The organism is Terrisphaera buseokensis (genome assembly GCF_047521145.2).
Lineage (GTDB): Bacteria > Verrucomicrobiota > Verrucomicrobiia > Opitutales > Opitutaceae > ER46.
In genome coordinates this window covers 2,595,330-2,608,078 of record NZ_CM134186.1, presented here as the reverse complement: position 1 = coordinate 2,608,078, position 12,749 = coordinate 2,595,330, and the positions used below count along the sequence as shown (strand labels likewise).

Here is a 12,749-nt window from a genome sequence, read left to right as displayed (position 1 = left end):
GCAGGCAGGTTCCCACCGCTCCGTGCGTGACTGAATTCGAGCTCAATCGACCGGCCTGATTCCGGTTCTTTCAACATTCACCTTTCAACCTTCAACTGCCTGAGTCCCTCTGAGACCGGCGAACGTCAGTAACCGGCGGCGACATTGGTCCGCCGCGGGTCCGCATAACCGGTGAGCGAGCCATCGGCGTTGAACTCGACGGCGTTGATGCCGCCAAAATAACGGCCGGTGCCCGCTGCCTCCCGCAACACCACTTTCCAGCCGAGCGCCCGAAGCGCCGCCGCTTCCGCCGCCGGAAAAGACTGTTCGGCCTCGAACGTTTCGCCCTCCTCCGGCTTGAAGCTCGATTGAAAATGGAAACGCGTGTCACCGATCGCCTCCGCCAGCGGCCGGTTCAACACCAGCCGATCGAAGAGCGCCTGCAGCAACGCCGTCGGGATCCGCGACGACCCAGGAATGCCGATCGCGAAGACCGGTTTGCCGCCGCGGAAAACGATCGTCGGCCCGATCGTGCTGCGCGATCGCCGGCCCGGCGCGAGATAGTTCGGGCTGTCGGGCCCCGTCACGGCGAAGTTGCTCATCGAATTGTTCAGCACGACGCCCGTGCCGGGCGGCACCACCCCCGCCCCGAAATGCAGACTTTGCGACTGCGTGGCGCACACGATATTCCCGTCGCGATCGACCACGATGAAGTGCGTCGTCGCCGCCATCTCACTCTCGTAAAACGGCGACTCCTCACCGGGCGACAGGAGCGCGGCGACCTTCTTCTTCGCGCCCGGCGGCCTGAACGCCCGCTCGCGAATCGCCGCGATCGAGTCCGGCGCGAGCGTCTTCTCGAGCAAAAAGCGCGACTCCGGCACATCTCCGATCGTGCGGGAGATGGTCGGCAGGACCTCCCGCCACACCCGGCCGATCCGGTCGAGGTTGCCCGCGGTCCGCAGCGGCCCGCCGGCAAGCGGATCATTTTCCAGCACCTTGAGGATTGGCATGTACAACGCCGCACCGCTCGTCGGTGGCGGACCGCCCTGAATGACATAGCCGCGAAAATCCATCGTCACCGGTTCCGTGATACGCGCCTCGTATTCCGACAAATCACGTGAGGTCAGATGGCCGCCGCCCTTGACCGACGCCGCCACGATCGCCGCCGCGACGGCGCCGCGATAAAAACCGTCACGCCCTTCACGCGCCAGGGTCTCCATCGTGCGCGCGAGATCCTCGTTGCGCAGCCGGCTGCCGACCGCGGGCAGCCGCCCGTCGGGCAGATACAGCCGGGCGATCTCGGCGTCGCCGGCGCGCAGTTTCTTCTCCTGCTCGGCAAACTGGTCGCGGCTTTTCTCCAGCACGAGAAACCCCGCGCGCGCGAGGGCGATCGCCGGCTCGACCGTCTCGGCCCACGGCTTCGCGCCCCACTTCTGATGTGCCGCCCACAGTCCCGCACCGAGTCCGGGCACGCACACTGCACCGTATCCATAACTCCGATCCTCGGCCGGGCGCTTGAGCGTGGCGGCGACGTCGAGCGAACCCGCGGCATCCATCGCATCGACCGCAAACGTCCGGCCGGACTTCGCCTCGTAGTAGAGCAGCATCAGCTTGCCGCCGAGCCCCGACCCGTAGGGCTCGGCGACTCCGACCGCGAGCGAGGTGGCGACCGCAGCATCGATGGCGTTGCCGCCCGCCCGCAACACGCTCACGCCCGCCTCCACCGCCTGCGGGTGGGCGGCGACCACCATGCCGTGGCGCGCCGTGACCGGCGTGACGACGACGGGCGTCGCGAACGTCGCGGCGACAAGGGAAACAAAGGCAACAACCAGGGTGGCGCAGCGTGGCATGAGAGAAAAAGAGTCACCCACTCGCGCGAGCGCGAGCAGGAAGGTGGTGACCGAACGTTGACGATCCGGCGGGCGGCGCAACCGACACTTGACGCGAGCCGCCGCCGCAGGACCGGCTCGCATCATACCAATCGCTCTTTGCCTTTGGACTTTAGCTGTGGCTACGAGCGATCCAGAAGTCCAAAAGCAAGGAGCGATTGGTATCAGGGAGGAACTTAGAATCGTTTCGAAACCTGACCGTAGAAGGAACGGCCGCGGGCGTTGGTGCCGGCGCCGCGACGATAACCCGAATCCTCGTCCGCGAGCGGCGGCTCGGCGTCGAAGACGTTATTCACCCCGACGCGGAGCGTAAGATTGCTCAGCAGCGGGCTCTGGCGGCGCGGGAACGCGTAGTTGAGGTAGGCGTTGTGCGTCACGTACGACGACACGAGGTAGCGATAGCGCGTGACGCCGCCGGAATCCACGTACACGGAGATGTATTCGGGTTTACCCAGGACGTCATAGATTTCCTTGGTCGTGGCGGTGCCGGTGTCGACGTACGGACCATAGTAGGTCGTGAACCAGCCGGCCGTCCAACGCGCCACGCGCCAGGTGCCGCCGATATTGCCGCGGAACCGCGTGCGACCGTCGCGATTGATGTTGTTCACCTTGGCCGCGCCGGGTTCATCCTCGGTGTCCGCCTGCAGCAAATACGACGCATCGCCGCGCACCGTGCCCTGGCCGAGCCGGAGCTTCGGCAGCCGCAGCTCAAAGCCGAAATCCAGGCCCTGCGTCTCGCGTCCCGCGAGGTTCACGTAATCCGTGACGACCGAGCGCACGCTGCCCACGGGGGCGCGCTGCTGCGTGGCGGGGCGCGTGGCATTGTAGGCGCTGTAAGCCGCCTGATCCGCCGGCGTGACGGCGTTGCGCACGACCTTCGGGTTGCCCGCGTAGGTGCTGGTGCCGCTGCCGAGATTGACCTGGCTGACCGCGGTGCCGGCCGCGACGGCCTTCTGCACGGCACCGTCGAGGAGTTCCTCGTCGCGAATGAGCTGGGCGGTGCCAGTGACGTCATCGATGACGTCGCGCTGGCGGATCCGCCAGTAATCGACGGTGAGGGTGAGGTCGCGATAAAACGGCGCGGAGGCCGCGAGTCCCGCGGTCAACGAGCGGGAACTCTCGGGTTTGAGGCTCGCGCTGCCCTGACGGAAAATAACGGGCACCGCGTTGGAGTCGACGTTGAGGCCGGTGACCTCGAAGCGATACGGATCGTTATAGGTGGTGCCGGAGCGCTGCAGCGGCGTCGTGTTCGTCTGCACCAGATTCGGCGCGCGGAACGAAGCGGCCACCGTGCTGCGCAGCATCAGCCAGGAGTTAGGGCGGTAGTTCAGACCGAACTTCGGCTTCGCCGTGTGACCGAAGTCGGAAAACCGCTCGGCCCGACCGGCGATCGAGAGTTCGAGCGAACGGGCGAACGCCTGCCGGTTCGACTTTCCAACGAGCGGCAGCAGCACTTCGCCAAACGCGGACGCGATGGTCCGTGACGCGTAGAGATTCACGTTCGGACTGAGTGCGATGAAGTCATTCTCCATCGGCCCGAAGAACAGATTGGTGGGATCGTTGGGGTTGCCGTTGAAGGGCGCGCCGGGCGGATTCAGTCCGGCATACGCGGGGCGCCAATCCTTGTAGTCCTCCCAACGCCACTCGCCGCCGAACGCCACGCCGATGGGTCCGCCCCAGAAGCGTTCGAAGACGGAGCCGTTGACCTTGAAGTCCCAGCTCACGAGTTGCGTGCGACCTTCGCGGACAAAATTCTCGTAGAGCGAATTGGTGAGCGCGGCCGGATTACTGTACGGTTTGTCGATCTGGAGGAGATAAGGCGTCGTCGAACTCGCGGGCTGCGGCACGAGCTTGAAGGTGTAATTGAAGGGATTGAACGCCTTCGCTGGGTCGGAACTCGTGAGCGCCGCGCGCAGCCGGCTCTCGCGCACCGCGAAGTGCTCCTCGTCGTGGGTCGTGTTGCGGCCAAACAGCAGGCCCGACTCCCACTCCCAGCCGCGGGCAAACTTGCCGCGCAGTCCGCCAACGAGACGGAACGCCTCGGAGTCGACGTGAATCCGCCGCGGCTGGAAATCCCGGGGGATGACACCGACGCCCGAAAGAAACTGCACAGCCGCCGGGGCACCCGCGAGCCGCGGCGTACCGTCGGCATTGGCCAAGCCGTTCGCTTCGTAAAAGCGGCTGCCGAAGGGATTGAAGGGATTGTCGGCACTGACGTAGATGCCGTGATCCGTCGCAACATCGAAGCCGCTCGGCAGCCGCCCCGTGATCGACTTGGACTTGTAGCCGAGCACCTCGCCGAAGAACTCGAGCCGATCATTCAACTGATGGCGCAATACCGCCGTGACATTCATCCGGTCAGTCTTCGGGAGGATCGGCTTGTGCTCGTTCGGATTCTGAAACCAGTTGACGGTGAAGTCATCGATGTTGTGCGACGGCAGCGTCTGCCGGAACCCGACGTTCCCGTCGGCGAGCGGAATCAGATAAAACACGCCCGCCGTGCCCATCGTGGCGGCCGTGCTGCCGGAGGTCGTGATGATGCCACGGTTCCCCGTCGGGCGCGCCCCCGTGAAGGTGCCGCTTGCATCGTACGTGCCGCGCACAAAACCGCCGTAATAGCTCGAGTCGGTGCTGAGACGATTGTCGAAATCGTTGTCGCGAATGATCGCGCCAGTCGTGTCGGTGATCGGCAGGCCGTTCCACGGCGCAGGGACGTTGCGCGTGACGCGAATGTCCTGATCGCGCGAAAACTTCCGCTGGTTGAGCCAGAGAAAATCACGGTGATAATAGTCGAGCGTGACGAGCAGGTTGCTCTTCCCGCCGTTGAAACTGCGGCCGTCGGTGACTTCCACATTCCAGTCATTGCCGCCGCCGTGCTGGGTCACGCTGCCCCGCGCCCGGAAGGAAAGCCCGTCGTAGTTGCTGCGCGTGATCGAATTCACGACGCCCGCGGCGGCGTCGGTGCCATAGATCGCGGACGCGCCGTCGCGCAGGATCTCGACGCGGGCCAGCGCGGCCGCAGGGAGCTGGTTGACGTTGACCGACAGCGACGGGACGCCGCTTTCTGCCTGGCTGATCGGATGCGGCGGCAGGCGCCGGCCGTTCAGGAGCACGAGCGTATTGCCAGATCCGATACCGCGCAGGTTGATCGCGTTGTTGTCGCCGCGCGCATCGGCCCCGAGGGTGTTGCCCTCGTCGAGGGTGATCGGACCGCCAATCGAGAGCGTGTCGAACAGCTCAGCCGGCGTCGTCGCAGCGCGGAGATCCAGATCCTCCAGGTTGATCGTCGTCACGGGAAGCGTTCGCTCCTCATCGAGCCGGCGGATGTTTGAGCCGGTGACGGTGAAGGCCTCCATCATGCGGGCTTCGCCGGCAGACGCAGGAGCGGCGGATCGCGGGGGCGCAGCCACCGTCTGGGCGGAAAGCGCAACCGTAAGCGCCGAGATGCTGGACAACACCGCCAGCGTGGCGTGGTGGGACGATTTCATCGTGGTAGAGAGGTCAGGACGCACAGTGCAACTGGACCAAAAAGGACGGGGCGATTCTCGCGCCGCGTCAAGCGGTCTGCGACGAAACGCCGCTGCGGAGCGCCCGTCGGGGCGCTGCAGCGAGGCCCCGGGCGGTGGACCGCTCCACAACGCGCGTGGCCGTTTCGTCCACGGACGAGGCCGGACCATCCGGCTGCCCCGCAGCGGCGCCAATCGGTCGTTGTCATCCCGGCAACTCCGGTTGTCATTTCGTCCCAGTCATGACCCCGCCCTCCCCGCTTGCGGACAAGCACATTCTTTTCGTCGACGACATTCCGGCCAATTGCCAGGAGATGCGGGGCTTCCTGAAACATCACTGCCGGCAGGTGACCGTTTGCACGAGTCCCCTGCGCGCGCTGCGCCGGCTCAGGGCCGATGAGCCGGATCTGCTGATCACGACGCTGGTGATGAAGGAGCTCGGCGGACTGGACGTCATCCGCCGGGTGCGCGGCCAGGGCAGTTCCCTGCCGATCGTCATGATCACCGGCTATGGCAACGAGCAGACCGCGATCGAGGCGACCCGGCTGGGCGTCTCCGACTATCTCGAAAAGCCGGTGGCGCCGGACGAGCTGCGGGCGCGGCTCGCGAAGATCTTCGCGGCGCAGGAACGTCCGGCTTCCCGCGCCGCGACACCGGGCACGGCGATGTTGTCCGAGGACCCGGCGATGAAGGCGATTTTCGACATGGTGGGCGCGGTTGCGCGCAGCGACAGCCGCGTGCTGATCCTGGGCGAAACGGGAACCGGCAAGCAGCTCATTGCGCAGGCCATCCACGAGAGCAGCGGCCGCCGCGCCGCGCCGTTCGTCGAGGTCAACTGCGCAGCCATCCCGGAGAATCTGCTCGAGAGCGAACTCTTCGGCCACGAGCGCGGTGCCTTCACCGGGGCAACGGAGCGGCGCACCGGACGCTTCGAGGAAGCGGGGGCTGGCACGCTTTTTTTGGACGAGATCGGCGAGATGAGTTTCGCCGTGCAATCCAAGCTGCTGCGGGTGCTGCAGGACGGAAAGTTCAACCGGGTCGGCGGCAGCGCCACACTGCAGTCGCGCGCCCGCGTGCTCGCCGCGACCAATCGCGATCTTCCCACCGAGGTGGAGGCGGGACGTTTCAGGGCGGATCTGTTCTATCGCCTGCACGTGATCACGCTCACCCTGCCACCGCTGCGGCGTCGGTCGGGCGATGTGCCGATATTGGCGGAACACTTTCTCCGCCGCTTTCGCGGCCCGCGCGGTCCGCTGCGCCGTTTCAGCGCCGAGGCCTTGCAGCAACTACAGCAGTACGGCTGGCCGGGCAACGTGCGCGAGCTAGAGCACCTCGTGGAACGTTTTGCCGTGCTCCACGATAGGCCGGTAATCGAGGCATCCGACTTGCCGGAAAAGATCCGCCGAACCAGCGGGACGCCGGCGGCGTCCAGCCACGAGTCTCTCCTGCGTGGCGATTACGCCACGGCGCGGGCGGCGTTTGAACGCGCGTTTGTACGTGAATCGCTTAAGCAGGCCCGCGGCAACATGGCGGAGGCCGCGCGGCGCGCCGGGCTCGATCGATCCCATTTCTTCCGACTTGTGCGGCGGCAGCGCATCGATCCGGCGGAGTTTCGTTGAGTCGCTACGCGGCGACGCCGGGAGGCGACCGAGGGCGGTCGCGGTCCCAGAAACCCTGCCCCACTGCACGCACCGAACCCGGCTTGCGCGTTTGGCATTACACGTGCAAAGGCTCAGTCGAATCCAGCACGCATGAAGAAAATCAAAGTCATCCAATTCGGTCTCGGACCGATCGGCATCGAATCGCTCAAGCTCGCCGCGGAACAGTCGTGGCTCGCGGTCACCGGCGGCGTGGACATCGATCCCGCAAAGGTCGGACGTTCGCTCGGCGAACTCACCGGCGTGACGGCGCTCAACGGCGCCAAGGTGTTTTCCTCTCTCGAGGAATTGTTTGCCGCAGTCGGCGCCCCGGATGTCGTGCTGCACACGGCGGGCTCCAGTGCCGCGACGTCCTTTGCCCAAATGAAACCGGCGCTCGATCGCGGCATCAGCGTCGCGTCGACCTGTGAGGAGTTGATCTTCCCGGCATTGAAGACACCGGATCTCGCGCGGGAGTACGATGCCCTTTGTCGCCGCAGCGGCGCGCGCATTGCCGGCACGGGCGTGAATCCCGGTTTCGTCATGGACATCCTGCCGATCTGCCTCACGGGCGTGAGCCGCGAGGTGAAGTCGATCTATGTGGAACGCGTCGTCAACGCGTCGACCCGCCGCCAGCCGTTGCAGGCGAAGATCGGCAGCGGACAGAACCCCGAGGACTTTCGCGCGAAGTTCGCCGCCGGCAAAGCCGGGCACGCGGGCTTCCAGCAATCGGTCGCGCTCCTCGCGCATGCCATGGGTTGGCGCCTCGATGAAGTGCGTGAATCCTGCGAGCCGGTCGTGGCCACCAGTCGCGTGATCACGAAATTCTTCGACGTCGCTCCGGGGCAGAGCCTCGGCATCCACCAGAAGTGCGTTGGTCTTTCCGGCGGCGAGACCCGCATCAAGCTCGACCTGCAGATGTACCTCGACGCTTCGCTGCCGCACGACGCCATCGTGATCAAGGGCCGCCCCGATCTGAATCTCGTACTCAACGGTGGCGTGGCTGGTGACGACGCCACGGTGGCGGCGTTGATCAACATCGTGCCGCGGTTGCTCGCAGCGGCTCCGGGCGTCCGTTTGATGACGGAACTCGCCGTACCCGCGTGGCAGAATCCGCAGTCTGCTGCGGCCGCGGGAGCATAACGCAGGGGCGGGAGGAGTCTCATCGTGCGTGACGGAGTGCGCCGGAATCGGCACTTCCTCCCCGTGTCACCGCAACGCCAGGCCGCTGCAGCTGGTGTTCAGTGTGATCTGTGGCCGCGAACCGCAGCTTCATGATTGCGGGCACCGGGTTTGCGCGCCCAGATTCGCGCCTCGTCATGCATTTTCGGCTCCTCTTTTGCCTCTGCGTTCTTCTCGCCTTTTTCAGCACTCCGGCGGCGGCGAAGATTACGTCACCGCAGGAGCACTTTGGCTTTGCGATCGGCGACGATTTTCACCTCGCGACGTACACGCAGACCGAGGCGTATTTCAAGAAACTCGCCGTCGAGTCGGATCGCGTGCGGCTGGTGGACATGGGGAAAACCGAGGAAGGCCGGACGCAATGGATGGTGATTGTGACGGCCCCGGAAAACCTGAAGTCGCTTGCGCGCTACCAGGAGATTTCGCGCACCCTGGCGCGAGCCGAAGGCGTGAGCGAGACCGCGGCGCGAGCGCTGGCGGACGAGGGCAAGGCCATCGTCTGGATCGACGGCGGTCTCCACGCGAGCGAAACGGTGGGCGCGCATCAATTGATTGAGACCGTCTGGCTGCTCGCCAGCGCCACCGATGCCGAAATCACGCGGATCCTGAAGGACGTGATCGTGCTGTGCGCGCACGCCAATCCCGACGGCCAGGAACTCGTGAGCAGCTGGTACATGCGCGAGCCGGACCCGACCAAGCGCGTGCTGACTGCGACGCCGCGCCTTTACCATAAGTACATTGGTCACGACAACAATCGCGACTTCTACATGTCGGCGATGAAGGAGACCACCAACATCAACCGGCAGCTCTACCTCGAGTGGTTTCCCCAGATCGTCTACAATCACCACCAGTCAGGTCCGATCGGCACTGTGATCTTCGTCCCACCGTTCCGCGACCCCTTCAACTTTGTCTACGACCCGCTGGTCGTGAACGGCGTGCAGGCACTCGGAACGGCGATTCAGGGCCGACTGCTGCAGGAGGACAAACCGGGGTCGACTTCGCGCAGCGGCGCCAACTATTCGACCTGGTTCAACGGCAGCCTCCGCACCACGAGTTATTTTCACAACATGATCGGCTTGCTGACCGAGATTATCGGCAATCCAACCCCCATGCGCATTCCGCTGGTCGCGCGGCGCCAACTGCCGACGAACGATCTGCCTGCCCCGGTGCCGCCCCAGCTGTGGCATTTCCGCCAGTCGATCGATTACTCGCTCAGCGCCAACCGGGCGGTGCTCGACTACGCCCGGCGCCAGCGCGAGGAGTTGCTCTATAACATATACCGCATGGGTCGAAACGCGATCGAGCGCGGCAACCGCGATCACTGGACGCCGCAGCCGAGCCGGATCGACGAGATTGTCCGACTCGCGGCCAATGATCGCGCTGGCGCGGACACTGACGACAGCACGCCGGACGCCGCCGAACCTTCACCGCGGGCCGGCACCACCCGTCGTCTCGCGCTCAAATACTGGGACCTTCTGCGGAAACCCGAATGGCGCGACCCGCGCGGTTACATCGTGCCGGCGGATCAGCCGGATTTTCCCACGGCCGTGACCTTCATCAACACGCTGACCAAGGCCGGCATCGCGGTGCATCGCGCCACGGCGGAATTTTCGGTGGCGGGAAAGAAATACCCCGCCGGCTCGTACGTGGTGAAAACCGCGCAGGCGTTTCGTCCGCACGTGCTCGACATGTTCGAACCGCAGGATCACCCGAACGACTTTCGGTACGAAGGCGGACCGCCGAACCGGCCCTACGACGTGGCCGGATGGACGCTCGCCTTTCAGATGGGCGTGAAATTCGACCGCGTGCTGGAAGCCTTCGACGGACCGTTCGAGCGGCTCCCGTACGGCAAGCAGCAGCCGCCGCCGCCCGGCCGGATTGAGCGCACGCCGAACACGCCGGTCGGCTTCCTCGTCAGCCATCAGGTGAATCACACCGCGGTCCTCACGAATCGCCTCCTGAAAGCCGGGGCCGAGGCGTACTGGCTGCCGTCGCCGCCGCCCGCCCTGGCGCACCTCGGGCCCGGGGCGCTGTACGTTCCGCTTCGTCCGGGTGTGCGGGCGATCCTCGAAACCGCCGCGACCCAGCTGGGGTTGGACTTTCACCCGCTCGTCGAAGCGCCCGCGGCCACCGGCTTGATCAGGTTGCAGCCCATGCGCATCGCCCTGTGGGACCGCTTCGGCGGATCGATGCCATCAGGCTGGACCCGCTGGCTGCTTGAACAATTCGAGTTCCCCTTCGACGTCGTGTATCCAAACCAGATAGACGCCGGCCGGCTGCGGGAGAAGTACGATGCCATCATCTTCGTTTCGGGTGCGATTCCCGCGCCAGGCGTGCGTCCACCGCCGGAAAATCGACCGCGCAATCTACCGCCGGAATTCGAAGGCTGGATGGGACGAATCACGCCGGACAAGTCCGTGCCGGCGTTGAAGGAGTTTCTCCAAGCCGGCGGCACCGTGGTTACGATTGGTTCATCAACGCAGCTCGCGTATCACCTGGGACTGCCGGTGCAAAGTGCCCTGACCGAACGGAGCCCGGAGGGCCGACTGCGGACGCTGCCTGATGAAAAATTCTACATTCCCGGCAGCATTCTGGAAGGGAAGGTAGACACCGCCCAGCCGCTCGCGTGGGGCATGCCGGCGAAGGCGGATTTCTACTTCGAACGCAGCGCCGCGTTTACACTTCCCGCGAATTCGACGGACGCGGGCCTGACGCCCGTGGTCTGGTACGACTCGGCGACGCCCCTGCGCAGCGGCTGGGCGCTCGGCCAGTCGTATCTGAAGGACCGTGTGGCAATCGCCACCGCGAACGTCGGAGCCGGAAAACTCCACCTCATGGGGAGCGAGGTGGCTTTCCGCGGCCAAACTCACGGCACCTTCAAATTCCTTTTCAACGCCCTCTTCCTGGCGACCGCGAAAACGGATTCGCCGTAGGTTCCGGATGCCACGTGGAACCAAGCCACCCGACTGCCGCTTGTGATCCCTGCGGCGGGCCGATCACCAACCGGCTTGGGTCAATGTGTCCAACATTCCCGAATTGGCACGGAGCATTTCCCGATTCGCCGGTTCGCCGGTATCCGCATTACGCAGTGGACGAGTGAAGGGAAATACCTATTGTCCGCCCGTGCTGCAGCGGTCCGTACCGTAAGCCGCTTCATCACCGTTGAGTCCCACGCTCCCTCTCTCCCATGAGTTTCTTCGATCGTTTCCGTGCCAAGTGGAAAAGCCCTGATCCGGCCGTAAGGGAAGCGGCTGTCGCTTCGTTGGATGACCACGATATGCTCCAAACGCTGGCCGAGTCCGATCCGCATGAAGGTGTTCGCCGGGCTGCTGTCCAGGCCATGACCGATCAGGAGACACTCGCACGCATCGCCCGCAAGGACGGCCCGCTGGCGGTCGCCGCGATGAAACGCCTGAGTGATCCGAGCTTGGTGAAATCGATCGCCTTGACCGCAGAATCACGCGCCGTGCGTGAGCTCGCGATTGAGAAAATCGATGACGGCGTCACCCTTCACCGCATTGCGACTTCGGATACGGATTCCGCCTTGCGACTGAAAGCGAAACTCAAGCGCATGGGTCCGGACCAGACCCGCGATTACATCCGGAGCGAGTTGTCCAAGCTGCAGCTGGCGAACCGCAAGGCAGATGAGGCGGCGGCGTTTTGCGGAACGCTCGACGACGTGTGTCTGGCGCTCATTGGAGACAGCCGCTTTCGGATCAATGGCGGAGTGGAGCCGGAAATTCCGGGACTCGCCACTGTGCGCGACCTCCAGTCCTCCCCTGGCGGCGACGCCCCGAACGGGAGCACCGGCACGGGGCAACGTGCGCAGTTTCTGGCCTTCAAGCGCGGCCCGTCGGGCGATCCCGTGGACGGATCAACCTCGAACGTGTTTTTCGAAATCAACGTGTGGCGAACGGATCAGAACACGTTTGTCTGCCGCGCGGAGGAGAAGCGACTCAAGATCACGGCAGATGCTGCGGAATGGAGTCGGATTTCAAACGGATCCGGCATCCAATCCCGGACAGACAAGAAGACGACTCCACAGTGAAGCGAGTGGTGCGAATTCAGCTGAGTCAGGCTGCTGACTGTCGGATCCAAGGACGTTTTCTTCTCGGAAAATAGGTTTGGCCGCGATGGAAACTCGCACGAGGCGGTTCATCGTTGGAAACGATCTGAGATCACAGTTGACAACACGAGGGCGTTCATGAGTTTTTCCGCCTCTTGGTTTTTGGCTTCCTAGCTCAATGGTAGAGCAGTTGACTCTTAATCAATTGGTTCGGGGTTCGAGTCCCCGGGGAGCCACCAATCTTTGTTTTTCGCCGGCGGGCAGACGCTGTTTCAGTCGTTTTTTCCCAGTCTTGATTTGGCAGGCGTGACCTCAGACTCGCCGGCGTAGCTCAATGGTAGAGCACCTGTTTTGTAAACAGGCGGTTGCGGGTTCGAATCCCATCGCCGGCTCCAACCTTTACGGGGCAACGCTCGGATCAGAGCGAGAGGCTCTCATCACGGTAAGCGGCGCGAGCAGTCGGAATGAAAGTTTTTCCTGCGACATTCAG

At 64.4% G+C, this 12,749-nt stretch carries 6 protein-coding genes and 2 tRNA genes; 6 read left to right on the top strand and 2 right to left on the bottom strand.

The genetic code is table 11. The annotated features are described in order from the left end of the window. Positions 1 to 125: 125 nt before the first annotated feature. The gene (locus ACLJEU_RS09510; RefSeq protein ID WP_414662374.1) at positions 126 to 1,829 is read right to left on the bottom strand and encodes a gamma-glutamyltransferase family protein; all 1,704 of its coding nucleotides are present in this window, start codon (positions 1,827 to 1,829) and stop codon (positions 126 to 128) included. A 215-nt stretch (positions 1,830 to 2,044) separates the two neighbouring features. Beyond that, positions 2,045 to 5,356 carry a TonB-dependent receptor domain-containing protein gene (locus ACLJEU_RS09505; RefSeq protein WP_414662373.1) on the bottom strand — a complete coding sequence of 1,104 codons (3,312 nt, stop codon included), beginning with the start codon at positions 5,354 to 5,356 and terminating at the stop codon, positions 2,045 to 2,047. A 260-nt stretch (positions 5,357 to 5,616) separates the two neighbouring features. Between ACLJEU_RS09505 and ACLJEU_RS09500 the strand changes: the two genes are divergently transcribed. The 6 genes from ACLJEU_RS09500 to ACLJEU_RS09475 all read left to right on the top strand — a co-directional run bounded on the left by ACLJEU_RS09500 (position 5,617) and on the right by ACLJEU_RS09475 (position 12,654). Continuing rightward, entirely contained in the window at positions 5,617 to 6,993 is a 1,377-nt protein-coding gene (locus ACLJEU_RS09500; protein WP_414662372.1) for a sigma-54-dependent transcriptional regulator, read from the top strand. A gap of 132 nt (positions 6,994 to 7,125) precedes the next feature. Further along, positions 7,126 to 8,154: an NAD(P)H-dependent amine dehydrogenase family protein gene (locus tag ACLJEU_RS09495; RefSeq protein ID WP_414662371.1), complete on the top strand. Its 1,029-nt coding sequence runs from the start codon at positions 7,126 to 7,128 to the stop codon at positions 8,152 to 8,154. A 176-nt stretch (positions 8,155 to 8,330) separates the two neighbouring features. Beyond that, the gene (locus tag ACLJEU_RS09490) at positions 8,331 to 11,126 is read left to right on the top strand and encodes a M14 metallopeptidase family protein (RefSeq protein ID WP_414662370.1); all 2,796 of its coding nucleotides are present in this window, start codon (positions 8,331 to 8,333) and stop codon (positions 11,124 to 11,126) included. A gap of 254 nt (positions 11,127 to 11,380) precedes the next feature. Continuing rightward, on the top strand, positions 11,381 to 12,241 hold the full coding sequence (locus ACLJEU_RS09485) for a HEAT repeat domain-containing protein (RefSeq protein ID WP_414662369.1): 861 nt from the start codon (positions 11,381 to 11,383) through the stop codon (positions 12,239 to 12,241). Between the two features lie 182 nt (positions 12,242 to 12,423). Further along, positions 12,424 to 12,498: transfer RNA gene (locus ACLJEU_RS09480), tRNA-Lys, on the top strand. Between the two features lie 81 nt (positions 12,499 to 12,579). Beyond that, positions 12,580 to 12,654 (top strand) — tRNA-Thr (locus ACLJEU_RS09475). Positions 12,655 to 12,749 lie beyond the last annotated feature (95 nt).